This is a genomic window from Geobacter sp. AOG1, assembly GCF_019972315.1.
Taxonomy (GTDB): Bacteria; Desulfobacterota; Desulfuromonadia; order Geobacterales; family Geobacteraceae; genus Geomobilimonas.
In genome coordinates this window covers 223193-248487 of sequence record NZ_BLIZ01000001.1, presented here as the reverse complement: position 1 = coordinate 248487, position 25295 = coordinate 223193, and the positions used below count along the sequence as shown (strand labels likewise).

The window sequence follows — 25295 nt, the reverse complement described above, 5'->3', positions numbered from 1 at the left end:
TCCTTCAGTTTAAGCTTTGTTTCGTGTCAGTGGCTGACACCTCATTTTCTCTTTTCCTTCAGAATCTTTTCTTTTATTTCCTTTTGATAAGTTTTGAGCTGTCGTTGATCGTAAGCTTTAAAGCCATAATTTACCTTTTTTTCTAGTTTCTTTGTAAGGCTATAGTTTACTGTAAATTCAATGGGACCTAGAGGAATTGAGCATTTTAGTTTAAAGATCGATACATTTCCGCAACCATCACACTTTGTCACCAACTTAACGCCAACCGTATCCAAACTGTAAAAGTCCGTATTATTGATATGGGAACCACACTCTTTACAGAAAAAATCAAAATAATCGTTAGTCATTCCTCCAATAATGCTATGAAGCGTGTGATTTTCCTCAATGTTTATGCTCATAATATTTTCCTTCCTTTGTGCCAGCCCAACGGTGGCGAGGCGCACCAGCGTAGCGTTAGCAAAGCCCGTGTGCCGCCGAGTGGTTGAGCCTCGTTCTCTTTATTTTGCGGCCTTTACTTCTTCAGTGTGAAAAAAAGCATTAACGGGAAAAACGCAATAAAGGACGCCAAGAAGGTGTAGCTGCTGATGATCAGTAAATTGTCTTTTAAATCAATCGGTTTTCTCTTGATTATGAACTCAACGATTGTCGCAAGTTGCTTGATTGAGCCACAGAACAATCTCCCGTCGATTCCCATGCTTTCAAAAAGGTCTTTATGACTCACTCGTAGTCTAATTACAGTTGCAAGGAACGAGATATTTGCGACTATTACGATGGGCAGTATGATGTCCATTTTCGCCTTTTCTTTTACTTGCTCAACTCGTAATTGAGCAGTTAGAGCCTGGTTTCTAAATGTAGAAACAAGTTTCTCTATTTATAAACCACTAAGGCTTCTACATCTATAAACTTTTGTTGTTTTTGTGGTGGCCGAAGGTGGCACTCGTTACAGCTAGCACAACATTTTCCAATTAGCAATGTCTATAAAACAATCCTGCGCTTTCCCCGCACTCTTTAATTTTTACTCTCGCTAAAAAATTCCGTTTTCGCTATACTTCCCGGGTGAGTACCCTCGCCTTTATCCTCATCGTCATCTCCGCCGTCATGCACGCCCTCTGGAACCTGCTGGTGAAGCGGAGCCGTCACAAGACGGTCTTCATCTGGTGGATGTTCGTTGCCTCGGGGGGACTGTTCACCGCGACCCTGCCGCTGGTGACCGTAGAGTTCCACTGGCCCGATATCAGGACGCTGCTGCTGGTGACGGTGGGGGCGGTCTGCTTTGTCCTCTACCACCTGCTGAATGGCCGCGCCTACCGGGGAGGGGACCTGTCGGTGGTCTACCCCCTCTGCCAGACCTCCATGGTCTACGTCCCCATTTGGGGAATGTGGCTCCTGGGGGAGCGGCTCACCCCCCTCGGGATCGCCGGCATCCTGCTCGTGATCCTTGGGGCCTATTCGGTGCAGATGGAGCGGGTCTCCCTCGCCGAGTTCATCCGCCCCTTCCGCAATCTGGGCTCCGATTCGGTGCGGTACGCCCTGGCGGCGGGGTTCATCTACTCCCTCGGCTCCATCGCCGAAAAGGTCGGTGTCCGCGATTACTCACCCCTCTACTTCACCTACTTTCTCGTCCTGATCATGCTGGGAATCATGAGCTTCAATATCCTCCGCCCCCGCTATCGTCCCCTTATTACCGCCGAGCTGCGGGAGCACTGGGGGCTCATCCTCGTCAGCGGACCGGTGATGATGGCGTCGTTTCTCACCTTCCGCTACGGCCTCAACCTCTCACCCGTGAGCTATGCGGTGCCGGTGCGCCAGGTGAGCATCCTCATGGGGGTGTTGATCGGCATCTTCTTCCTCGGCGAGTCGTGCGGCCGGATCCGGCTCGGGGCGGCGCTGCTCATCCTGGCCGGTGCCATCCTCATCCGCCTCGGCTGAACACTTCTTTCCGCAACCGTTCCCCTTCCACCGACAGAACATTTCACTCAACCACCATGTCATTTTCTTCATGAGTGCCAGTCTGTACATTTCCCGCCGGTAGTGGTATAGGTTGGGGGTAGTTTGTCACAATCCGGCCGGCATGGCTAATTTCGCCATCCTGGCGCAGTCCCAAAGGAGATCCGACATGTTCCTGGCACGAGACAAGGATAAGCACCTCTACCTGTTCGACAAGCTCCCCGTCAGGGGGACCGAATGCTGGTGGGCCGAAACGGGTGTCGACGGCACCTACCTCCGCCTCGACGACTCCCTCTATCCCGAGGTGACGTGGGAGTCGGACCCGCTTGCCGTGGTTCTCTCGACCGCTCCAGCCAAAGAAGCATAGCTATATACCGAAGGAGGATGTCATGAGCATGCTGTTTTCGCCCTTTAAGCTGCGTGAACTGACATTTCGCAACCGTATTTTCGTCTCCCCCATGTGCCAGTATTCCAGCCGCGACGGCATGCCGACCGACTGGCACCTGGTCCACCTGGGGAGCCGCGCCGTGGGCGGGGCAGGGCTGGTCATGGTGGAGGCGACGGCGGTCAGTCCCGAGGGGAGAATCAGTCCGGACGACAGCGGCATCTGGAGCGATTCCCACGGAGAGGCCTTTGCCCCCATTGCCCGCTTCATCCGTGAACAGGGGGCCGTGCCGGCCCTCCAGCTTGCCCATGCCGGCCGCAAGTCCTCCTGCAGTTCCCCCTGGCAGGGGGGCGGCCCCGTGGAAGCGGGCCATGGCGGTTGGCAGACCGTTGCGCCGAGCTCCATCCCCTTCGACGTAGGCCATCATGCCCCCCGGGAGCTTTCGGTGGAGGAGATGGAGGGCGTTCGACGGGATTTTGCCAACGGAGCCCGACGGTCGCTGGCAGCCGGTTTCCAGGTGGTGGAGGTCCACATGGCCCACGGCTACCTGCTGAACGAGTTCCTCTCCCCCCTTGCCAACCGGCGGACCGATGGTTACGGGGGGAGCCTGGAGAACCGGATGCGCTTCCCCCTGGACGTTGCCCGGGCAGTGCGGGAGATCTGGCCTGCCGACCTGCCGGTGTTCGTGCGCATTTCGGCCACCGACTGGGTGGAAGGTGGCTGGGACCTGGAGCAGTCCCTGGTGCTCTGCCGGCGTCTCAAGGAGTTGGGGGTCGATCTCATCGACTGCTCGTCGGGTGGGTTGATGCCCCACGCGGCCGTTCCCGTGGGACCCGGTTACCAGACTCCCTTTGCCGCCGCCATCAGGCGGGAGACGGGGATCGCCACCGGGGCGGTGGGAATGATTACGAGCCCCGTGCAGGCCGAACAGATCGTTGCTACGGGGAATGCCGATGCGGTGTTCCTGGCCCGGGAGATGCTGCGTGATCCCTATTGGCCGATCCATGCGGCCAAGGCGCTGGGGGCTGAGCATGTCTGGCCGGTGCAGTATGAGCGGGCGAAGGGGTAGTGGCCGCCATGGGTAAAAAGAGGAAAAAATACCACCCTTCGGCGGGGGGTCTGCGGGTGGTTGCGTTTTTCGAGGGGGCGAAGGGAGCGCTGGTGCTCCTGGTCGGCTTCGGCCTGCTTGCCTTCATCCACCATGACCTCCATGCCGCGGCCGAACAGCTGGTACGGCATTTCCACATCAATCCGGCCAGTCACTACCCCCGGATTTTTCTCGACCTGTCCGATCGGGTGACGGATATGAAGCTCTGGGCGGTGGCGGTGGGTGCCCTGTTCTATGCCATCATCCGCTTTGCCGAGGCCTACGGGCTCTGGATGCAGCGGCAATGGGCCGAGTGGTTCGGCCTCCTGAGCGGCGGGATGTACATTCCCATCGAGCTGTACGAGGTCGTGCAGGGGATAACCTGGCCCAAGGTGACGGTCCTGGCGGTGAACGGGGTGGTGGTGGCGTACCTGCTGGTGGTGGTTACGCGGTCCAAGGGGAAGTGAACCACCTACTGCTGTGGACCGTGTGATTGGCTGGTGTCAAAAAAGGTGAGGGGCGCATTTTCGCGCCCCTTTTCTTTTTTATCGTTCCAGTGGGGTGAGCATCTGAGGGTAGGGATGGGCCTTGCGCCCGCCCAATCGGGCACCCACACGGGATGCCCCTACAAGGGTGGGACATGCCTCAGATTGCGTAACCGATTTTTGCCCCTTCTCTCATCGCATCCACGATGAGACCCGGCTTCTCGGAGCTGCCGACATTGTAGACCTCTTTGACCAGTCCCCCCAGTTTTTGCACGATTTCATTGTTGGGGGCGAATTCCTGGGTGGTGCAGACGTTGTTGACTTCGATCAGGCGCTCTTTGCCGTCTTTATCGGTAATGACGAGCCCGCGGTTGTTGACTTCCCGGTAGGTAACATCGCTGTTGATCAGAATCCCCTTCCTCTCCATCCAGGGCCAGAGATTCATCAGGTCGTCACCGGTCATCCCTTCCCCCAGTTCCTCCGCCGGCCCGTTATGTACCATGGTGACTTTCCGGCCGCGCTGGGTGAGAAATTCGGTGAGTTCGCAACCGTGCAGCTTGCCGCCGGTGACGACCACCTCTTTCCCCACCGGCATCCAGATCTTGGTCAGTTTGGCCATGGTCATGGGGCTGAAGAACTTCAGGAAGAACTTCATCTGCTTGTGGAGCCCGCCGGGGGTCAGTACCTTCCGGTTATCGTTGCCGGGGCAATGGAATTTGGTATACGCGGAGCCGGCAGCCACCACCAGCACGTCGGGATTTTCCTTCTTGACGATGGCGGGGGTTACCTCTTCCTTCAGGTGAATCTTTACCCCCTCTTTCCTGATCTGCGTCTCCAGATACTTGACAAAGGTCATGATGTCGACGGTTTCCAGGTGTTTTACCATGCTGGCCACCGGGAGCAGCCCCCCCAGCCAGCCCGCTTTTTCGTACAGGACCACGTCGTGACCCCGTTGCGCCGCGACCCTTGCCGCTTCCATCCCGGCGGGGCCCCCCCCCACGACCAGGACCTTCTTTTTCTTTTCGGCAGGCCTGGACTGGAATTCCGGGAACAGTTCACGCCCCAGGGTGGCGTTGATCCGGCAGTTCAGGCGCCGGTTCTTGTTCCGCTCATCCATGCAGTGCAGGCAGCCGTGGCACCAGCGGATATCCTCCATGCGACCCTGGGCGACCTTGTTGGGCATCTCCGGGTCGGCCAGCAGGCGCCGGGTCATGCCGACCATGTCGATGCTCCCCTTCTGCAGGTATTCTTCACCGAGATAGGGGTCGAGACGGCAGGCGGTCCAGAGGGGGATCGTCACCCCCGTGGCCTTGACCGCCTCCACCAGCGGCACGGTGGCCCCTTTGCCGTTGCGGCTCCAGTCCAGATCCTTCGGCAGGTTCGCCGGCGGCTCGGGATAGAGGATCCGGTCCGGCTGCAGCAGCCCCTCACGGTGGCCGTATTTTTCCGCACGGCAGTTGATGCCGTCGGCCACCTCGGCGACCAGTCTGGCCATCTGGGCCCCTTCCTCGATGGTCGTCGCCCGCGGATGGTTGTACTCGCAGATGTTCATCAGCGCCACCACCGTCAGGCCGGGACAGCGCTTCTTGGTTTCGGAGATGATGCGGCGTATGAAGCGGGTGCGGTTTTCATAGCTCTGGGGGCCATATTCGTCGGTCCGCTTGTTCCAGACCCGGGAGAGGAAGGTGTTCCCCTGGTGGCAGGTGCCGTGGTTGATTTCCACGGCGTCGAAGCCTGCCTTGTAGGCCCGTTCGGCGGCGCTGACCCAGAGTTCCACCTGCCGGTCGATATCTTCCGGGGTCATCTCCCGACAGGGGTTGAAGTCCGGCCCGGGGAGCTCCTCCTGGGTCATGGTGGAGGCCCCCTGGGTGTCGCGCGTTTTCGGCAGCAGGCCGGTCGGGTTCCAGGGGCCGGCATGCTGAAACTGGATGGAGGCGACTGCACCCTGTTTTTTGATCGCCGTGGCGAGTTTGCCGTAGCTTTCGATGAATTTGTCGTCGGTGAGGTGCAACTGCACGCTGGCAATGGGGTTGCCGTCCTTGTCGTAGTGGATGTGCTGGACCCCCAGCGGATATTCAACCCCGCATGATTCGACGGTCAGCCAGCCGACCCCGCCGGCAGCCAGCCTTTCGTAAAAGGCGATCATTCCCGGACCGACGGTCTGATCCTCTTCCATGAAGGAGGTGCCGTTGGCGGTTTTCAGGAACCGGTTTCTGGCGGTGGCCTGACCGATCTTCAGGGGTGAAAGTAATTTTTCGAATTGTTGTGCCATGGCGTAACACCTTTCATGTGATGTGGGCAGAGTAGCGCCGCTAGGCCAGCCGTGACTCCAGCGAGCGCACCGTATCCCCGAGGAAATCGAAACATTTCTCAAGCTCCTGTTGCTCTCCCGGTTCCGTTACTACCGGCAGCAATTCCTGCACTCCTCCCCGCCCCAGGCGGACCGGCATGCTGGCGCTCAGGTCGCTGCGGCCGTATTCCCCGTCCAGAACGGCCGAACAGGGAATGACTTCGCCGGTATCATCCAGGATTGCCTTTACGATAGCCGAGATACCTATGGACGATGTCCAACCGGTGGTTCTGCCGGCCCCTAGCGTCTCCAGGCTGTCGAGTATCTTGGGGATCTCGGCCCGGACATCGAGCCGGGTCTGCTGGTCCACCGTGAACGGCTTGCCGTTCACCTTGACGGAACTGAAGAGCAGGACCTGGTGTGGTCCGTGCTCGCCCACCACGGTGGCGTCCACTGTGGGGGCGGGAACCGCCAGCGCCTGGGCCAGCAGGCGGCGGAAGCGGAGCGTGTCGTTGAGCGAATAGCCGAGAAACTGCTGCCGCGGGAGGCCGGTAAGCTTCCAGAGTGCCCAGTTGAGGGGATCGACGGGATTGGTGAGGGTGATGACCACGGCATCGGGGCAGTACCGGCAGATGGTCTGCGCCGCCTCCCTGATGATCGGCATTCCGTCATCGAGCAGTTCCATCCGGTTGTTGATGCGGCGCCAGGGCGCGCCCGCACCCAGTATCACCACATCGGCGCCGGCCAGTTCCTCTTTGTGGCCGAACCTGACCTTCATGTCGTTGATGCCGGTCATGGCCGTTTCGATATCCATCCGGTGAAACTTCACGATGTTTTCCCGGGTTCCCGGGACAAGAATCATTTCGTCCGCCAGGCTCTCCCTGGCAATCATGAATGCGGCGCAGGAACCCAGGGTGCCGGCTGCGCCGATGATGCCCACTTTTTTCGCCATAATTCCTCCCGTGCAGTCTCCCCCAAATGGCCAGCGTGCGAGGGGTCGATTTATTTTGCTATCGAGAATATGTTCTCTGTTAATTTCTGGGGTACCGTATACTGTACCCCAATTTACCGTTGATACGGCGGCTTGTCAAGAGAATTTATTTCAGATGTTCCGGAGGTTCTCGTGAGCGAATAGTGTTTTAAATATCCGTTAGATATGAGGTGGTTGGCTATGCACCTGGAAGCAGGCTGCAGTATCAGTACCCCACGGTAAACCGGTTGCGGAGGTGGCGGGGATGCCCGATTTCGTCGAGAATGGCAACCGCCAGATCGGCAACGGTGATCCAGGTGGGTCCCCCCTCACCCATGAGCACCTGGTCACGGCCGGTTCTGAATATGCCGGTTCTCCTGCCCGGCTTGAGAAGAGGAGAGGGGGAGATGAAACTCCATTCCAGGTCCTCATTCCCACGGATCATTTCCAGCACTTCGCAGGCGGCCAGCGCCTTCGGCCTGATCTCCGCGGGGAATTGGGGGGTGTCCACCAGCCGGACCCCGGGGGCTACTTCAAGGCTGCCGGCACCGCCGACGATCAGGATTCTCTTCACGCCCGATGTTCGCGCTGCTGCGATAATCGCCCGGTACGCATCGACGTTTCTCTGGCAGACATCGTCACCTTCCTGTGCAGGGCCGGTAAAAAAGGCGCTGATGATGGCGTCATGGCCCCGTAACTGCCCGGTGGTTGCCGGTATGTCGAACACATCCCCCTTCAATGCGGTGAGTCGCGGATGGTTGGGGAGCCTGCCGGGATTGCGGACGATGGCGGTGACCGTGTGTCCCCGCTCCAGGGCCTCCTCACGTACCGCCGTGCCGACAAAACCACTGGCACCGATAATGATCAGGTTCATACAGGATACTCCTTTCAGACGTGTGCACAATGTCATGGCGGCTCGGCTTCGCCGGACAGTAGGGAGAGCAAAGGCTGTTTCCCGTCGCATGTCTGGCGGTAGAGAAGCGCAACGGACAGCACCAGCAGGCCGAGAAGCAGGTAGATGCGGGAATAACCCAGAAGGGGTATGCTTGCACCTACCAGGTAGGCGCCGGCGCTCATGCCGAAATCGAAAAAGGTGAAATAGGTGGCCGCGACGGCGCTGGTCCGGTGGGGAGGTGATTTCGCAAAGGCAAGCGTTTGCAAGGACGGCACCAGAATCCCGTAGGAAAAGCCGATCAGCAGCGATGCCGCAAACATGCCGGCCGAACTGCGCGCCGTCCCGAGGACGAACAGGCCGCAGGAGAGCACGAAAATGGCGGGGTAGACGACCCAGTTCGCTCCGTGCCGGTCGTAGACCCGGCCGGCAACCAACCGGGAACAGACCGCACACAGGGCGAGCACGACAAAGAAATAGGTCGATGCCGTGTGCAGCTGCATGCTGTCGGCATAGACAGAGACAAAGGAAAGAACTGCCGTGACGGCAAGCATGAGGAGCATCATGACGACTGCTGCGGGAATTGCCCGACCTTCGAAAAGGTTCCGAATGCGGACGTTTCCTGCCGGCGGCATATTCCCCTTCTGTTCCGGCATCGCGATGGGGAGGGAAACGAGCGCCCCGCATAGCGCGACCAGGGTGGAAAGCCCGAACACCAGCGGAAACCCGCTTGCCCTGGCACAGGTCAACCCGAGAAAAGGACCCACGGCAAACCCGACGGTAACGGCCGCCGCCACGAAGGCAACCCCTTCCGCCTTCCGGCCGGGAGGGGACAATTCTCCTCCCATGGCCATGAGACGCGTGCTTGCGGCAGCGAACAAGGCGCCGCTGCAAAAGCGGATGATCATGAACGACGTCGTGGACCCGGCGAAGAGAAACAGGGCGTTGCTGCACGCAAACAGCAATGACGCACCGAAAAGCACCTGCCGCTTGCCGAACAGGACCTCGAACCGCTCCGTCTGTGTCCTGAACATGACCACGGCGAGGAAAAAAACGGCGTTGACACTCCCTGCTGCCAGGCTGGAACCGTGAAGCTTTTCCAGGACATAGACCGGAAGGACCGGCAGAAAGAGGGCAAAGGGGGTATAGATGAGGAAGGTCGCCAGAATGGTCAGGGTGTAGGGCCTGGTCCAGAGTGCCGTATGGGGAGTGTCGGAATAATTCATAATGCTCTTGGTTCCGCGTATTCGCCGGATATCAGTGGGACATCAGGACCGGTAGCGTCATGTCGTTGAGCAGTTGCCGGGCGACGGGGCCGAGTTTCAGCGTTCTGCCCGACGTGTGGGCGTAGACCCCGACGATGAGGAGATCGCACCCCTTGTCCCAGGCAAAATTCATCAGGATATTGGCAACGGGAATGTCCGTCGATACGATGTCTTCTCCCGTGCAGTCGAGGCCATACCGGGACAGATGGGTGCAGATGCCGCCACCCGGTGTTTCGGACAGGTGCTTGTCCCCGGATGTCTTTATGGAAAGGACATGGATTTTTTCCGAGTTCCGCAGCAGAGGTAACGCATCGTTGACAGCCCGGGCCGATGCGCGCCCCCCCCTCCACGCCACGACGGCGCGGGTTCCGACGGTTGCGAATTTTCCTGCATAGGGGACAACGAGCACCGGCCGTCCCGAACCGAAGACTATCCGTTCCGGGAGATCGGCGGGCACATCCCCCCGCGGTTTGTCGCTGCTCGTCTGGCCGACGACGATGAGGTCCTTCTGGTGTGCGTAATGGTTGATTATTTCAGACATTCCGACACCGACAATTCCCCAGTCCGCCAGAACCCATTCAGACGTTATGCCCGAATTCTCCGTAGCCAGCCGGAACTTCTCCTCGGCCGCCGTCGCCTGTTGTTTCTTCGTCTCGTGTTGCGGCGCGTAGTGGGCATGGGTGATGACATACAGGCCGGTCAGGTGTGCGCCGTGCTCCCTGGCCAGGTTGATGGCCAGTTCGAGTCTGGCTGCGCAGTGTGACGAATCGTCGATATGGATGAGAATGTCCTTGAAGTTCATGGCCAGCCCCCGCATTCTTCCTTGTTTCAGTTCAGTACCCGTGCGCTCAAAATCACTGCAACCGTACGCCGACCCATTTTTCCAGCATGCCCAGGTTCCCGAGCAGTTCAGGGCTGTCGGCCGTATGCACCACGTGGCCGCGATCCAGCACGATGGCGCGATGGGTCAAGTTAAGAGCCTGTTCCACGTGCTGTTCCACCAGAATCAGCGACTGTCCTTCGTTGCGGATCATGTTGCCGATCGCTTCGCAGAGTTCCTCGACGATCACCGGGGCAAGTCCTTCCAGCGGCTCGTCGAGCAGAAGCAGTTTCGGGTTGAGCATCAGTGCCCGGCCGATGGCGAGCATCTGCTGTTCGCCCCCCGACAGCTGATTCCCGAAATATTTGCGCCGTTCCAGGAGGCGGGGGAACAACGTGTAGATCCTCTGCAGGTCCCACTTGCCGGGGAGCGAGGTGACCGTCAGGTTTTCCTCGACGGTCAGTGACGGGAATACCTCCCGCTCCTGGGGTACCCACCCGACACCGGCGCGCGCGCGACGGTGGGGAGCGATCTTAATCAGGTCCTGTCCACACCACTTCATGGCGCCGCGCTGGACCCGGGTATGCCCGACGATTGTCAACAGCAGGGTACTCTTGCCGACGCCGTTGCGTCCCAGGAGAGCGAGACTTTCGCCTTCGCGCATCGACAGGGAACAGTCATCGAGAACAACCGCCTCACCGTAACCGGCAAACACGTTTTCAAGAGTGAGCATCGCCGTGCCCCTTTCCCAGGTAGACTTCACGCACGCGCGGGTCGTTCGCGATTTCCGCCGGCGTGCCGGTCATCAGTTCCGCACCCCCCACCAGGACCGTGATGGTTTTGGCGAAATTGAACACCAGGTTCATGTCATGCTCGATCAGCAGAATGCTGATGTCCGAAGGCAACGCGGCGAGGACTTCGAACAGTTCGTCGCTCTCGCCTTCCGGTACGCCGGCCGCCGGTTCGTCCAGCAGGAGCACTTTGGGCCGGGTCGCAAGGGCCAGGGCCATTTCCAGCAGACGCTGCTTGCCGTAGGCAAGCTTGTGCGTCTCCACGAGGCAGTCCTTCGCCAGATTGAGGTTTTCGAGCAGGGCATGGGCCTCGTCGATTTCGGCGGTACGTCGCGACAACCGGGAAAATCGCCGTTTGAAGAGGTTCAGCCGCGAATGCTCGCGCACACAGATGGCGTTTGTTACCGCCTCGAGCGGTGTCAGCCGCGGGAACAGCGTGTTGATCTGGAACGTCCGTGACAGGCCGCGCCAGACCCGCTCATTGGAGGGGATGTGGGTGATATCGGCGCCTTCGAGCCAGACCGACCCGTCGGACGGGCGCAATACGCCGGTGAGCTGGTTGATCAGGGTGGTTTTCCCCGCGCCGTTCGGCCCGATCAGCGCATGACGGGCTCCGCGGGAGAGAGAGAGATTCACATCCTTGGTGACCATCAGTCCGCCAAAGGATTTCCACAGGCCACGGGTTTCGAGAACGGCGCTCATGTGCGCTCCTTATTCCGCCAACGGGCAATCAGGTCCGTCAGTCTGCCAAGGCCACCGAGAATTCCGCCACGAAGATAGAGTGTCATCACGATGAGCAATACTCCCAGCCAGAAGTGCCAGTACTGCGGGTTGATGTTGGCAAGACGGTCCTGGGCCAGCAGGAATACGGCCGCCCCGACGAAGCCGCCGTACATCGTTGCCGTGCCGCCGATGATCAGCATGATCAGCAGGTCGGCCGAACGCTGGAAGCTCAGGACGTCGAGGCTGACGAACTGGGTCGACTGGGTCAGCAGCGCACCGGCTATGCCGGCGATCACCGCCGCATAGGTGTAGATGTTCGTCAGGGCTGCATTGACGGGGATGCCAATAGCAAGGGCCCTGGTCGGGTTGTCGCGGAAGCTGCGCAAGGCGAGCCCGTAGGGGGAATGCATCATGCTGCGCGTCACGGCAAACAGCAGGAAAGTCACGCCGAGTACGTAGAGGTAAGATGTCTTGCCGTAGAGGTCGAAGGTGAAGAGATTGAACAGTTTGTCCATCTCGACTCCCAGTCCATCCACTCCGCCGGTAAACGCCGTTGCACTGTTGGCAACCTCGTACAGCAGCAGGCAGATGCCAAGGGTAATCATCAGGCGGGTCAAGTCGCTCCCCCGCAACAGGAAAAAACTGGTGAGATAGCCGACAATCCCCGCGACCAGGCCGGCTGCGATCAGTCCCGTCAGCGGTTCATGCCAGCCGTATTTTGCCAGCAGGCCCGCCGTATAGGCGCCAAGTCCGAAAAAAGCCGCATGGCCCAGAGTGACGATACCGGCATAGCCGAGGATGAGGTCGAGCGACAGGGCGAACAGGCCGGTGATAAGTATCTGGGATGCGAACACCAAATTGGTTGGGAACACGAAAAAAACGCTGACCAGCGAGGCCCAGAAAATCATCTCCGCGGGCTTCCAGCGGTCCCGCGACTGCAGGAACGCCAGGTGACTAGTACCGGTGAGAACGTTTTCGCAGCGGATGGTGCCCATGATGTTTTCCGTAGTTGCAGGGGCTTCCGGGGAAGCAGCAACAGCAGGATGCGAGTCGTTCATCGTGCCTTCCTCCGTCCCAGCAGTCCCTGGGGAAACATCAGCAGCAGGATGATCATTGCCGCATAGATAATGAATGCGCCACTCTGGGGGACGTAGTACTTTCCCGTAATATCGGCGACGCCGAGCAGAAGTGCTGCCAGCAAGGTTCCGAATACCGAACCGGGACCGCCGACCACCACGACCAGCAGGAAGTAGACGAGGTACTTGACGGCGAACTGGGGGTCCAGGCCGATAACCTTGACTCCGAGCGCACCTCCCAGGCCGGCAAGGCCGCTTCCCAGCGCAAACGTGAGCTGGAATACCCGGTCAACCCGGATTCCCATCGCTTCTGCCGTCCGTTGGTTGTCCACCGCTGCGCGGATCTTGGCCCCGAAACGGGTGCGGACCAGGCCAAACAGGAGCGCCACCGTAATCACAATCCCGACCGCCATCAGAAACAGGCTGTACCGCGACATGTCGAGTCCCGCCAGCGAAAACTGGCCGGTCAGGGATTCGGGCACGAGTACCGGCTGCTGTGCCGGTCCCCACTGGTAGTCCGCCCCCGCGGTGGCAATGAAGATGATCCCGACTGTCAGCAGTACCTGGTCAAGGGGGGTGCTCTTGTAGAGGGGGCGGTAGAGGGTGCGTTCCAAGGCAAGACTGGCCAGCGCGATGGTGAAGAAGACGACCGGCAGAGCGGGAAGAAAGCCGATGCCGGCCTTCGCCATGAGATCAACCAGCAGGTAGCCGCCCGCCATGGCGAACACGCCATGGGCGAGGTTGTTGAACCCCATCAGCCCCAGCGTAATCGACAGGCCTACGGAGATTACGAACAGCAGCATGCCGAAAGCCAGACCGTCAAAAAGTATTCCGAGAAAATTGAGCATGGTGTTCTACTCCTGGCCCGGGGGGAGGCCGTCCGATGCGGCAGTTGACGGGCAGGGGCTCCCGTCAACTGCCGGTTTCAGGGCTATTTGCCCGGATCCTTCACTGCATTGAACGTATCGAATTCCACGTTGTACACCTTGCCCCCCACCTTCTTTGCTTCGCGGACGTACACGTTCTGGACGATATCGCGGGTCTCTGGATCGATCTGGATCGGGCCGCGCGGGCTGTTCAGTTTCAATCCCTTGAGCGCCTGCATCACCTTGTCGCCGTTGCTCACGTCACCCTTGAGCTGCTTGGCCACCGCATAGATTGCTGCCATGCCGTCATAGGCGTGAACCGCCTTGAAGTTGGGACGCAGCTTGCTGTCGACCTTTTTGTAGTCGGCGACAAATTTCGCGTTCTCGGGGGATTTATGATCGGCCGAGTAGTGGTGGGTGGAAATCACGCCCAGGGGGGTGTCTCCCAGCGCATCCATGACCGCGTCGTCGAACACGTCCCCGGTCGTTATCAGCTTGATCCCCGCCTGCTTCATGCCACGCTCGTTGTACGCCTTCATGATGCCGATTCCCAGTTCCCCCGACGTCACGAACACGAACACCGCCTCCGGCTTTGCGTCCTTGACACGCTGCATGTACGGTCCGAACTCCACGTTCTTCATCGGTACGCGCAGATCGCCCACCACCTGTCCCCCCAGCTTCGTGAAGGCTTTTTTGAAGGCGGCCTCGGAGTCGTGGCCGGGGCCGTAGTCACCGACGACGGTATAGACCTTGCGAATGCCATGTTTGTAAGCCCACTCCGCCATGGGTGCCGTAACCTGGGCCAGGGTGAACGAAACCCGTGCGATGTAGGGGGACTTGGTCGTGATGATCGACGTGGCGGCATTCAGGATGATAACCGGTTTCTTTGCCTCAGTGGCGATGGGGGCTACCGCCAGGGCATTGGGAGTGAGGCCGAAGCCGGCAAGGATATCGACCTTGTCCTTGACGATGAGTTCCTGGGCGAGTCGCTTCGCCACATCGGGGTTGGGGCCCCCCGTATCCTTGACGATGAGTTCGATCTTCTTCCCGGCGACGCTGTCGCCATGCTGCATCATGTAGGTCTTGATGCCGTTCATCATCTCCTTGCCGTGGTCGGCAAAGGTTCCCGTCATCTCGGCAATGATGCCGACCTTGATGGTGTTTCCGGCGGCGGATGCCTGGCCGGCTGCCATGGCAAACACCCCGCACAGCACCAACAAGAAACCTACGGTATTGCGGCACATGATTCTCATCCTCACTACCGACTCCGCTGCTTTATGAGCCATGACGATTCTCCTTTTTGGGGTTTATTGGACACCATGAAGCGTGAAATAATGGCGCGCCGGGTTAAGGCATCCCGCACAATGCGGTGACAATGCTGTAGCGCTTGTCGACCTGCTGCTGGAGGGAAGCCAGCTGTCCCTGATCCAGGTGTTTGAACTTGCCGAGCATCTTCGTGAGCTCCCCCACCGGTTTCTGCTGGTTCACCTTGTTTGTCAGGCGAAACACCCCGTGCTCGGCCTCCCAGAGCGGGAAATAGTTGGTCCGGACCGCGGTGCGGCAGACCTCGATGGAGCTGTCGGTGGACATCTTCCAGCCGACATTGCAGGGGCAGAACACGTGGATGTAGGCGAAACCCTCCTTGCTCATTTCTTTCGCCTTCATCAGCTTCTTGGCAAAATCCTCCAGATGGCTGAGGGTGGCTGTCGCGACATAGGGGACATCGTGCATCGCCATCACCATCGGCATGTTTTTCGAACCGGTGCTCTTCCCCTTGCTCTGTGGGCCGATCTGAGTCGTGCTGGTCGCGGCCCCCAAGGGGGTGCCGCTGCTCCGCTGCACACCGGTATTCATGTACCCTTCGTTGTCGTAGCAGATGTAGATCATCTTCTCGTTGCGTTCGGCGGCACCGCTCAGGGGCTGGAAACCGACGTCCATGGCGCAGCCGTCACCGGTAAAACAGACCACCGTGGCATCCTGCCCCGATTTCTGGTAAAACCTGGTCAGACCGGTGGCGCTGGAGGCAACACCGGTCATGGTGCAGGCGTAATGGGAGTGCTTGTGCCATGCCCCGGTATTTGCCGCATTGAGAACCGGTGCGGAGCACGAAGGGGTCCCCACGAACATGGCGTCTTTCCCCAGGACCCGTGATATGAACCGGGCATTCAGTTCGAGGGCGCATCCCGAACACCAGGCAACCCCTCCGGAAAATTGATCTTCATTCTGATAGTACTCACAGACCTTCGGCAGCTTCTTTTTTGCGGTAGACATAGTAGCTCCTTATTCCCCCATGGTAACCCAGGCCACTTCCTTGTAGGGATGACCCAGGGAGGCGTGGTGGATATCATCTATCATCCGTTCGATGTGCGGTATGGTGATGTCCATATTGGCAAGCCCGTCGATGAAATTCAGCATCGGAACGATGCCGATCTCGGCGGCGAGTGCTTTGGTTTCCATGAAAAGCGGTCCGCATCCCCAGCCGAACCCGAGGCTGCGGTCGAGCACGCCGATCGCCTTTTTACCCCGCAGAGCCTTGACCAGCCGCTCGACGGGGAAGGGGCGGAACATCCGCAACTTGACGAGCCCGACCTTGATCCCCTCTTTTCGTTTGGCATCCACCACCGCCCGGGCCGTACCGACCGCGCTCCCCGACGTAAACAGCACGATGTCGGCGTCGTCGTTGCGGTACTCTTCGATCTGGCCGCCGTAACTTCTGCCGAATGCCTGGCCGAATTCCGCATCGATCTCGTCCCACTTCGTCTTGGCCCGCTCCAGTGCGGCCATATGCTTGTGCCGAAGCTCAACGAATCCCATTCCCAGGCCGTGGGAGCCGCACCCGAGCGATTTCCCGGGGGTCAGCTTCATACGTTCCGGCTGGCTCTTGAGCACCGCCAGATACTTGTCCACCTCGTCAATCCCCGGGATTTCCACCTTCTCGGCAAGGAATGACAGGTAGTAGCCGTCGTAGTTCACGATCACCGGGAGCTGGATATCATGGTCCTCGGCCAGGCGGAAGGCCATGACTACCAGGTCGAGAATCTCCTGGCAGTTCTCGGCGATCACCTGGATCCAGCCGGTGTCGCGGACGGAGATCATGTCCTGCTGGCCGGAACAGACCGCATGGATCCCCGGTGGCTCGCGGTTGACGTTGACCATGACGACCGGTGCCCGGTAGCCCGCAGTCTGGAACATGGCGTCGTACATGAACACCAGTCCGTAGGAGGAGGTGGCGGTAAATGCCCGTCCTCCCGCCATGGATGCCCCACAGACCACGTTCTGGGCCGAATTTTCCCCCTCCACGGTGACCATCTCGGCATCCAGCACGCCATTGGCATGGAAGTTCTCCAGCTGTTCGATCACCTCGCTCTGGGGGGTAATCGGGTAGAGAGAAACCACATCGGGCCTGCAGAGCATGGCTGCATAGGCAGCCGCCCCGTTGCCGGTTATTACCTTAGTCTGCTTTTTGTGAGCTTCCATCGCTTATCTCTCCTTCGGAAACCATGGTGATCGCCTTGGTGGGACATTCCCTGGCGCAGATACCGCAACCTTTGCAGTAGGCGAGGTTCGGCTCGAAATGATCGTCTTTGTCAACCATGCACTGGGGCGGACAGTAGATGTAGCAGAGTCCGCACCTGGTGCACTTTTCCTTGCGCACGACGGGCCGTTCCGTCCGCCAGCTGCCGCTGTCGAGGCAGAGCATATGCTTGGTCGCATCGGACCAGGCACTCTCCGTTTCGAAAATGCACGTGCCTTTGTCGGTTTTCACTTCCATCTCTGCACCTCCACTTCCTTGTATCCCCGTTCCGCATTGCGGATGTTTTTCCTGAGGATGTCACCATCGAGATATTCACCCAGCCCCTTGATTACCGATTCCAGCTTCAGCCATCCGGTGGTTGCGGCAAGGGCACCGATCAGACAGGTGTTGGGGATATCCCGGCCGATCTCTTCGACGGCAATCTGTGTCGCGTTTACCGACCCGACCAACGCCAGGTTTTCACTCATACGCGTGGGCAGCGGATGGGGACTGTTGAGAATCAGAACCCCGCCTGGTTTTAGCCCCTCGAACAGGGACGGCAGCTTCAGAAGGGTAGGGTCGACGACCATGAGGCAGTCGGGGGTGTAGATCTGGCTCTTTTCCCGGATCGGCTCGTCGTCGAAACGGGTGAAGGCGATAACCGGCATTCCGCGCCGTTCGAAACCGTACATGGGGAAGCTGGCAACGCACTTCCCCTCGATCGCCGCGGCAGAAGCCACCATTTTTGCCGCAAGGACAGCTCCCTGTCCGCCGCGACCGTGAAACCTGAGTTCCTTCATTGACATGTACAACTCCTTTCCGCCCTCACGTTGTGTCGAAGACCTCAAACCTGTTACGCGAAACGGTTGAATGTTTATTCTGGCGCCGGAGATATGTAGGCCGCCAGGGCGATGGTGAGCAGCATCGTCTCCATGGAATCGGAGCGGGAGGTCATGACGATCGGTGCCCTGGCTCCCAGTACGGCTGACGCGATTTTTCTCCGGGCAAAAAAAACCAGCGCCTTGTGCAACGGGTTTCCCACCTGAAGGTTGGGGGCGAGAATGATGTCTGCCCTGCCGGCGACCTCGCCATCCAGATTCTTGTAGCGCGCGGCTTCCAGTGAAACCGCATTGTCCAGCGCAAAGGGGCCGTCGATGATGCATCCCTTGATCTGCCCCCGCTCGGACATCTTGCTCAGGACCGCGGCGTCGAGGGTATCCGGTATGGCCGGATTGACCACCTCCACCGCCGACAGAACTGCAACCCGTGGCCGCTGGTATCCCAGTCGGTGTGCCATCTGGACCGCATTGTTGACGATCTGGACCTTTTCGTCCAGGGTGGGGCTGATGTTTATCGCACAATCGGTAATGAGCTGCAGCCCTTCGCCTTCAATCTTCTCGTGCAGCGTGACTTCGCTGATGATGGTGTTGTTGTTGAGCCCCTTCTGCTTGTCCAGAATCGCCTTGAGAAACGTCGAGGTGGGGAGATTCCCCTTCATGATGGCGTTGGCCTTGCCGGCGACAACCAGCCCGACAGCTTCCTCGGCTGCATCCTTGTGCACGGTCCTGTGGATGATTTCCACGTCCTTGCAGTCAAAACCCTCGAAGTGAGCCATGGACGCGATTCTCTCCCGGTCGCCGACGAGGACGAAATCGGCAACCTTCTGCTCCAGGGCCGCCCTGACGAGCTTGATCACCTCACCCCCTTCGGGAGAGGCGATAACAATCCGTTTCTTCGGCATGTTGCTGACGGCGGCGAGCAGGTCGTCAAAGTTTCGTATCACGTCAGTCCCCCCATCAGTAGGTGGCAATCGGTTCCTTGCCGTCGAAATAGCGCATGACGCCTGCCGCCAGGGCATCCATTTCATTTTCACCCGGGTCGAGATAGACCTTGGCAATGAAGGATATCTTGGGGATCAGGCTTTCCGTCAGTGTCTTCGAATAGGCAAGGCTGCCGGTCAGCGCAATGCCGTCGACTTTTCCTTCGAGCACGGCGGCGCAGGCGCCTATCTCTTTCGCAATCTGGTAGGACATGGCCTCGAACACTTCGGCAGCCTCTTTGTCCCCCGCGGCTATTCTTTTCTCGATTTCTATCCCGCTGCTGGTCCCCAGATAGGCCACAAGCCCTCCCTGTCCCTGGATCAGCCGCAGCATCTGTTCTTTCGTGTACTCACCACTGAAGCACATCTTGATGAGATCGCCTGTCGGCAGCGTCCCAGCGCGCTCGGGAGAAAAGGGGCCATCACCGTCAAGGGCATTGTTCACGTCGATGACCTTGCCGTTCCGGTGGGCGCCCACCGAGATGCCCCCGCCGATGTGCACGACGATCAGGCGGGTCTCGTCGTAGCTTTTTCCCAGCAGGGCGGAAATCTTCCTCGCCGTGGCCTTCTGGTTCAAGGCATGGAAACTGCTCTGCCTTTTTATCTGGGGGAGTCCGGAGTAGCGGGCATAGACGCACAATTCGTCGGTGGTCGGATGATCGATGGAAACGGCGGGGATGTCTTTCTCCCGGCCGAGATCGTAGGCGACCATGCATCCAATGACATTCGGATGCATGCCGAACTTTCCACTCCTCGTATCGTCGATCATCTCGGGGCAGATCCTGTAGATGCCGCCAGGTATGGGCTTTGTGTTCCCCCCTCTGCTGGCAATGGCATCCAGTTCGTCCAGAGAGACCTCGTGTTTGCCAAGGACCGACAGAATGGCATTCCTTCGTAATTCATACTGGTCGAATATGGTCGTGAACTCCTTCAGTTCTTCGGAAGAGTGGGTAACCGATTCGGTAATCAGCGCCTTGTCCGACAGGTAAATTCCAACCTTGGTCGAGGTAGATCCAAGATTTATGACCAGTATTTTCTTCAGGGTTTCCACGGCAGCTCCTCGAAAGGGATATGCTCCCAAGGGATTAATCGGCGCCTGCAACTATATTTATAACAAGATTTTATTATTTATGGTACAAAAAACTGAACTTGAGTTGCTGGGGTACCGTATACTGTACCCTAGTATAGACACGGCAAATAGTTCTGTCAAGAAAAATTCCGGGTACTTTTTTTGTGTCGATGCCGAGGGAACGGTACATGATTAATCTAATACATATAGATGGTTATGAAAAAAAGGGGGCAGGAAGAATCCTGCCCCAACAACGAAGAAGGTGCTACGGGAAAATGTGTATTCTGCGATGTAGGGGTAATTTCATCTCTCTATAGATACCAATGTACCGGTGGTTAGTCGTCGTAGCGTGTAGTTTTGCCGTAAAACAATGTTAAATACTGTTTGGTCGGGCAGCTGGGCATCCACCTCTTTTGGTCGTGCGATCATGCGGGTTCGGCATGGGGTTTTCCCCCTTGACCGTGGGGGGCCATTCAGACCCGGCCCCCCACGGCTTGTGTACGTGTTTCGTTTAGAAGAAGTAGTAGACAGCTGCCCTGACGGTGTTGTTCTGGCCGAAGTTCGATGCCGGACCGGAATACTGGGTCCGTTGATACTGGTATTCCGTTGCAACCCGTACGGCGGCATTCAGGTCGTAGTGGATGTTTCCGTACAGCATTTCATTGTACTTTTCAAAGGTTCCAGCAACTGGGGTAGCGGGTGCCGGATTTTTGTAGGATGCATAATTCAAGGCGTTGCGCCGCCCATATCCTACGGTGATTCCCAGGTCCTGGGTCGGGAAGAACTTGAGTTGGCCGTACAAGCCATATCCCTTTGCGGCACTCCTGGTGGCGGGAGTGGTATTGTTCACAACAGCCTGCGCCGTTGCCGCCTGGACGTCAAGGCCCGCGGCGATATACGCCTGGGTCTCAAGCGAGAGTGTCATGGCGCGGTTCTTGCCGTCCTTGGACTTGAGAATCGGGACGAAACCGTATGCGCCGTAGCCATACACGTCGACCGCAGGGCCGTCGGTGAATTTCTGGCTCCCCGCCATGCCGAACACACCGATCTGGAGCGGACTCATGCCGAGTCCCATGAAGCCGGGGGAGACGCCGAGGGCATTGCTGGAGAACATGATCTGCCCGGCTGCGTTCACCACACTGCCGAAACTGCCGTTTTTCGACATGGAGTTGTCACCGGCAACGGCTGCGTCCTGAACCGGGTTCTGGACACCAAACACAAACCTCAACCCGTTCCCTTCGCCCAGTTTTATCTTCTGGGTCAGACGGATCTGGGGAACCCGCGGGTTAGCGGGAGCACCGGTGGCACCACCCTGCCGGAAGTCGATGGTGTCTGCGGCGGCCGGTGTGAAGATATCCCAGAACTGGCCAAACAGCACCTGCGTGTTGGTCCAGTCAAGGCTGCCGTAGGCATGGCGCATCCGCACGTTGCCGAATTCGTTACTCAGAGAGTTTGCGCCATAGAAATCCGCTTCGATCAAGGCGTTGGTTTTGGCGCCCATGAACGTTGGCCCGGCTACTCTGAACCAGATACGGGACTGTTTCGCGGTGAAGAGAGATTCATCCTTGCTCACTTGACCTGGAGGCGTCATCGGCAGACCGGGAACCGGGGAGAGCGGACCGACTGCATTGGTGTTATGGACATAGTCGAGCTTCACATACCCCCCCAGGGAGAGGTTGAACTTGCTCGTGACCGGTGATTTCATTGCGCCGTAAATGCCCGGTGCAACCTCGCACGAAGGTGAATAGTCGCAGTTGTAAGGAACGGATTCTTCGGCCATGGCCGGTGCGGAGACGAGCAGGCAGGCTGCCACCAACAGTTTGATCTTCTTCATTTGTTCCTCCTTTACACTCGAGTTGAACTTCAGTTACTGGAGCTTACCCGTTAAAAGTAACCAGTATTAATCCATTGCATGATGCATTACATGTAATGCATGAGCGCCCATCTCCCCCTTTCTTTGTAGTAATTGCAGACAAATGGAATTCTGAGTTACCGCTTTTCCACCAGGCAGCGCCTGCTATTCAACGGAAACGATGTCTTCCGCCTGAGCGCCTTGCCCGTTCCCGATTGTGCCAAAAGATCCGTTAGCCCCCACGAATCCTTCAATTACCAGCGTTCCGATCTTTTCGCCGGGTGCGTAGCCGAGCCCTTCGATAAATCTCCCTTTGCGGTGAACATTCAGAGGCTGGCCGACCGTGAGGCCTGATTCCTTCCCGGCAGCAATGTAGACCCTGCTTCCTTCCACTTCGGTAATCCTGCCGTACCAGGGGAGCAGGGCGATATAGCTGGATATTTTGTCGGCGAGGGAGGCAAGCACTCCTGAAAGCATGGTTTCCCCGGTGGCGGGATGTGCGGCGGCGCCGGTGGGGATTGACGTTTCAATACGGCGCAGGAATCCTCCTCCCGCGGCATCGAATATCTCGGCGCTCACCGGCTTGCCGGGGACGATTCCCTCCGGAGCAGCCACAAAAACCACCATGTTTGCGCTGTAATCGCGCTGGATGTTTTTTGAAATGCGCCCTTTCTCACGTGAATCGGAAGGTGGAGTGGTCAGCAGGGGGACAAAAACCTGGCTCGGATCGAGGGTGAATACGGATGGAGTCGCCCTCAGGTTTTCATACAGCGGTTTTGTCACATCGTTCTGCCCGATCTCCACGAGGACAATACGGTTCTTTGTCATGGCAGGACCTTTTGTTGCAGCTGGTGCCATGCCGGAAGCGGGGCGCGACCCTTCGGTTGCATGTGCCGCTGGTTGCACTGGTCGTCCAGATCGAGGTTCCTGGGGCGTTTGCCGGAAATTGCCGGCGACTTCCTCTACCCCTTTCTTGATGACTTCGCTCCCGCGAGGTACGCCGTCTTCCACATAGCTTCGGGGAACGAATATCTTTGCCGGCGCATTCGGACTCATCGTCATGGCGGGATTGTCGATCTCAACGTATTGCTCGGTTTTGCCCGATGTCCCTTGGTTGTGGGCACATGCAGCCACTACTGCTCCCAATGATAAGACCACTAATTTCAGGATTCGCATGATGACCTCGCAATTGATGGTGGACGAAATCGATGTGTCACGTTGTGATAGTGCCCCATGGAGTACGATTATTTCTTTGCATGTCTTAATGGGGTACTGTATACTGTACCCCAGAATACAGGTGACTATCTGCGCTGTCAAGCATAAAAAAATAGCGTTTTATTTTTTCACGGTTGTGGAAGTTTTATTCAGTCATCCGGAAGAACAAGGTTGGCTTCTCTCCGTTTATTCTTGCTATTGACGGTACTGTTATATCTGGGGTACAATGTACACTGTTGTTAATACGGGTGTTTACCCGTGGTATTTCATATACTAAATCGTCGGGAGGACGCATATGAGAGATGAAGATCTGGGGCTATCCATTGACCAGCCCCTCTCGATCCGGGAGCAGGTCTACAAGCGTGTCAGTGAACTGATTTTGAGCGGTCGCTTGGCCCCGATGGAACGGATCGTGGAAAACAAGCTGGCCAAGCAGCTTGGCGTTTCCCGGACGCCGGTACGGGAGGCTCTCCATGTCCTGGAAATGGAAGGGTTCCTCGATGCCATTCCCCGCATCGGCTATCAGGTCAAGGAGATTCACTGGGAGGAGGTTGACGAGATATGCGAAATACGGAAAGTCAACGAGAGTTTGGCTGTCCGATGGGCAATAGAAAAAATTACGCCTGAAGAACTGAAAGCTCTCGAAGATAATCTGGATGCGGCGGCGCGTGATCTGAAAAAGGGGGTCACGAGCCGCATCAGTGAACAGGATGCAGATTTCCATGAATTGCTCGTTCGCGCCAGCGGGAGCAAACGTTTGGAAGAAATCTGCCAGATTCTGCGCCGGCATATGTTTCTCTATCGCGTTGAAAGCATGGCCAGACCTGAAACTGCATTGAACGCCATCGAAGGGCATCGGAAGATAGTGAACGCATTCAAGGCGCGTGACGTAAAAAGTGCTGAACAGGCAATAAACGACCATCTGGAATATGTGAAGGATGATATTCGTCAGTACGTGAACCGAAAATCCCTGTAACAGCGCCTGCACTATTCCAAGAAAGCCCGCCGAAGCGGGCTTTCTTGGTTAGATACAACCTATTCCCTTCAGACAGGCTGCTATAAAGCTGCGTGATCCTCCAGCTTCCATTTCCCATTTTCAATCTTCATCAGCAATATGCCACCCATGTTCACTCCTGAATGGTCGGTAGGTGAAAGGGTAAACAGTATTCCGGCACCCTTCACTCCTTTGCTGTTTTCAATCGCGTCACGCAGTGCAGAACGGAACTGCTCCGTGCCAGGCTTCCCGCCTTTCATCGCCTTCGGTACGGCGGCCTGGATGATTTTCAGTGCATCCCAGGAGTGGGATGCGAACATGGAGCGGGGCCCAAATTTGGGTTCGTACGCTTTCACGAATTCCATGGCCTCTTTCTTGGTAGGATAGTCTTTTGGCAGCTGCTCCGCCACGAGGACCGGCGGGGCGGGCATGTACGAACCTTCCAGTGCCTTCCCGCCGATACGGAGAAAATCGGCGTTCGCTCCGCCCCCCGACTGGTAGATCTTTCCCTTGTAGCCACGTTCAATCAGGGCAACGTGCGGCAGGGCGGCCGGCGTTCCGGTGGAGATGATCAACACCGCATCGGGATTTGCCTGCATCGCATGGAGCACCTGAGCTGTGGCGCTTGCATCTGTTCGCTTGTATTTTTCTATGGCCAGGATCTTGATCCCCTTGGAATCCACGAGCTTCTTCAGTGCCGCGGTGTAGTTTTCACCGTAGGCGTCGTCAACGGCAATCACGGAAACGGATTTGACCCCTTTACTGGCCATGTGATTGGTCAACCGTGCCATATATATCCCTTCGTTTGCGGGGGAGTTGAAGACCCATTTCCGCTTCTCATCGGTGGAGGAAATAACGGCGGGGCCCGGGGAACAGGAGATCATCGGGGTCTTGGCTCCCGCAACCGTATCAACCACGGCCATGGTGTTCGACACGGTGGTGCCCCCAATGAGTATGTCGATTTTATCCTCGGAAATCAGCCGTTTCACGTTCTGGACAGCGGTTGAGGCATCTGTGGCGTCGTTGTAAAAGACATACCGCACTTTTTGCCCGGCGATGACCTTTGGCCCAAGTGTTACGGCGTTCTTCTCCGCTATGCCGAGGGAAGAAGCCGGCCCCGTTTCGGACAGACTCACACCAATCGTGATGTCCGCCTGGACGACAGATGCCGTTGCAACAATGGCAAGTACGTTCATACCAAGGGAAAACCATTTCATCTGCTGCCTCCTTTTTCT

Annotated in this window: 25 protein-coding genes; 5 read left to right on the top strand and 20 right to left on the bottom strand. The window is 57.9% G+C overall.

What is annotated here, in order from left to right; genetic code table 11:
* Positions 1-41: 41 nt before the first annotated feature.
* Entirely contained in the window at positions 42-398 is a 357-nt protein-coding gene (locus LDN04_RS01070; protein ID WP_223905485.1) for a hypothetical protein, read from the bottom strand.
* 658 nt (positions 399-1056) lie between these two features.
* On the opposite strand from LDN04_RS01070, the gene LDN04_RS01065 reads away from it, so the two are divergent.
* The 4 genes from LDN04_RS01065 (at position 1057) to LDN04_RS01050 (ending at position 3886) form a co-directional block, all read left to right on the top strand.
* Complete coding sequence (locus LDN04_RS01065; RefSeq protein WP_223905483.1) at positions 1057-1929, top strand: EamA family transporter; 873 nt, start codon at positions 1057-1059, stop codon at positions 1927-1929.
* Positions 1930-2116: 187 nt separating this feature from the next.
* Positions 2117-2314: a hypothetical protein gene (locus tag LDN04_RS01060; RefSeq protein ID WP_223905481.1), complete on the top strand. Its 198-nt coding sequence runs from the start codon at positions 2117-2119 to the stop codon at positions 2312-2314.
* 22 nt (positions 2315-2336) lie between these two features.
* Entirely contained in the window at positions 2337-3401 is a 1065-nt protein-coding gene (locus LDN04_RS01055; RefSeq protein WP_223905479.1) for an NADH:flavin oxidoreductase/NADH oxidase, read from the top strand.
* Between the two features lie 8 nt (positions 3402-3409).
* On the top strand, positions 3410-3886 hold the full coding sequence (locus tag LDN04_RS01050) for a DUF2127 domain-containing protein (RefSeq protein ID WP_223905477.1): 477 nt from the start codon (positions 3410-3412) through the stop codon (positions 3884-3886).
* Positions 3887-4064: 178 nt separating this feature from the next.
* Here the strand turns inward: LDN04_RS01050 and LDN04_RS01045 are convergent, their stop codons facing one another.
* The 18 genes from LDN04_RS01045 to LDN04_RS00960 all read right to left on the bottom strand — a co-directional run bounded on the left by LDN04_RS01045 (position 4065) and on the right by LDN04_RS00960 (position 23027).
* Positions 4065-6176, bottom strand: a complete 2112-nt coding sequence (locus LDN04_RS01045; protein ID WP_223905476.1) for an FAD-dependent oxidoreductase — start codon at positions 6174-6176, stop codon at positions 4065-4067.
* Between the two features lie 40 nt (positions 6177-6216).
* Entirely contained in the window at positions 6217-7146 is a 930-nt protein-coding gene (locus LDN04_RS01040; protein WP_223905474.1) for a malate dehydrogenase, read from the bottom strand.
* Positions 7147-7390: 244 nt separating this feature from the next.
* Positions 7391-8038, bottom strand: a complete 648-nt coding sequence (locus tag LDN04_RS01035; RefSeq protein ID WP_223905473.1) for an NAD(P)-dependent oxidoreductase — start codon at positions 8036-8038, stop codon at positions 7391-7393.
* Positions 8039-8070: 32 nt separating this feature from the next.
* Positions 8071-9282, bottom strand: coding sequence for an MFS transporter (locus LDN04_RS01030; protein ID WP_223905471.1), 1212 nt, complete (start codon positions 9280-9282; stop codon positions 8071-8073).
* A 31-nt stretch (positions 9283-9313) separates the two neighbouring features.
* Positions 9314-10123, bottom strand: coding sequence for a universal stress protein (locus LDN04_RS01025; protein WP_223905469.1), 810 nt, complete (start codon positions 10121-10123; stop codon positions 9314-9316).
* Between the two features lie 52 nt (positions 10124-10175).
* Positions 10176-10874 (bottom strand): ABC transporter ATP-binding protein, encoded by a 699-nt coding sequence (locus LDN04_RS01020; RefSeq protein ID WP_223905468.1) that lies wholly within the window; start codon positions 10872-10874, stop codon positions 10176-10178.
* Positions 10861-11634 carry an ABC transporter ATP-binding protein gene (locus LDN04_RS01015; protein ID WP_223905466.1) on the bottom strand — a complete coding sequence of 258 codons (774 nt, stop codon included), beginning with the start codon at positions 11632-11634 and terminating at the stop codon, positions 10861-10863. Before LDN04_RS01015 ends, LDN04_RS01020 begins: the two co-directional genes overlap by 14 nt.
* Positions 11631-12713 (bottom strand): branched-chain amino acid ABC transporter permease, encoded by a 1083-nt coding sequence (locus LDN04_RS01010; RefSeq protein WP_223905464.1) that lies wholly within the window; start codon positions 12711-12713, stop codon positions 11631-11633. Before LDN04_RS01010 ends, LDN04_RS01015 begins: the two co-directional genes overlap by 4 nt.
* Complete coding sequence (locus LDN04_RS01005) at positions 12710-13579, bottom strand: branched-chain amino acid ABC transporter permease (protein WP_223905462.1); 870 nt, start codon at positions 13577-13579, stop codon at positions 12710-12712. The genes LDN04_RS01010 and LDN04_RS01005 overlap by 4 nt, the downstream gene beginning before the upstream one ends.
* An 83-nt stretch (positions 13580-13662) precedes the next feature.
* Positions 13663-14841: an ABC transporter substrate-binding protein gene (locus tag LDN04_RS01000; RefSeq protein WP_374045159.1), complete on the bottom strand. Its 1179-nt coding sequence runs from the start codon at positions 14839-14841 to the stop codon at positions 13663-13665.
* Positions 14842-14944: 103 nt separating this feature from the next.
* Positions 14945-15868 carry a thiamine pyrophosphate-dependent enzyme gene (locus LDN04_RS00995; RefSeq protein ID WP_223905459.1) on the bottom strand — a complete coding sequence of 308 codons (924 nt, stop codon included), beginning with the start codon at positions 15866-15868 and terminating at the stop codon, positions 14945-14947.
* A 9-nt stretch (positions 15869-15877) separates the two neighbouring features.
* Positions 15878-17074 (bottom strand): hypothetical protein, encoded by a 1197-nt coding sequence (locus tag LDN04_RS00990; RefSeq protein WP_223905457.1) that lies wholly within the window; start codon positions 17072-17074, stop codon positions 15878-15880.
* The gene (locus LDN04_RS00985; RefSeq protein WP_223905455.1) at positions 17049-17369 is read right to left on the bottom strand and encodes a 4Fe-4S binding protein; all 321 of its coding nucleotides are present in this window, start codon (positions 17367-17369) and stop codon (positions 17049-17051) included. The genes LDN04_RS00990 and LDN04_RS00985 overlap by 26 nt, the downstream gene beginning before the upstream one ends.
* The gene (locus tag LDN04_RS00980) at positions 17360-17917 is read right to left on the bottom strand and encodes a 2-oxoacid:acceptor oxidoreductase family protein (RefSeq protein ID WP_223905453.1); all 558 of its coding nucleotides are present in this window, start codon (positions 17915-17917) and stop codon (positions 17360-17362) included. The genes LDN04_RS00985 and LDN04_RS00980 overlap by 10 nt, the downstream gene beginning before the upstream one ends.
* A 68-nt stretch (positions 17918-17985) precedes the next feature.
* The gene (locus LDN04_RS00975) at positions 17986-18894 is read right to left on the bottom strand and encodes a bifunctional enoyl-CoA hydratase/phosphate acetyltransferase (RefSeq protein ID WP_223905451.1); all 909 of its coding nucleotides are present in this window, start codon (positions 18892-18894) and stop codon (positions 17986-17988) included.
* A gap of 13 nt (positions 18895-18907) precedes the next feature.
* Positions 18908-19981 carry a butyrate kinase gene (gene buk, locus LDN04_RS00970; protein ID WP_223905445.1) on the bottom strand — a complete coding sequence of 358 codons (1074 nt, stop codon included), beginning with the start codon at positions 19979-19981 and terminating at the stop codon, positions 18908-18910.
* 529 nt (positions 19982-20510) lie between these two features.
* On the bottom strand, positions 20511-21833 hold the full coding sequence (locus LDN04_RS00965) for a hypothetical protein (protein WP_223905443.1): 1323 nt from the start codon (positions 21831-21833) through the stop codon (positions 20511-20513).
* Positions 21834-22016: 183 nt separating this feature from the next.
* On the bottom strand, positions 22017-23027 hold the full coding sequence (locus LDN04_RS00960) for a hypothetical protein (protein ID WP_223905441.1): 1011 nt from the start codon (positions 23025-23027) through the stop codon (positions 22017-22019).
* A 334-nt stretch (positions 23028-23361) separates the two neighbouring features.
* Here LDN04_RS00960 and LDN04_RS00955 point away from each other — a divergent pair, with 334 nt between their 5' ends.
* Positions 23362-24042 (top strand): GntR family transcriptional regulator, encoded by a 681-nt coding sequence (locus LDN04_RS00955; protein WP_223905439.1) that lies wholly within the window; start codon positions 23362-23364, stop codon positions 24040-24042.
* Positions 24043-24122: 80 nt separating this feature from the next.
* Here LDN04_RS00955 and LDN04_RS00950 read toward each other — a convergent pair whose 3' ends face one another.
* Positions 24123-25277, bottom strand: coding sequence for an ABC transporter substrate-binding protein (locus LDN04_RS00950; protein WP_223905437.1), 1155 nt, complete (start codon positions 25275-25277; stop codon positions 24123-24125).
* Between the last annotated feature and the right edge of the window lie 18 nt (positions 25278-25295).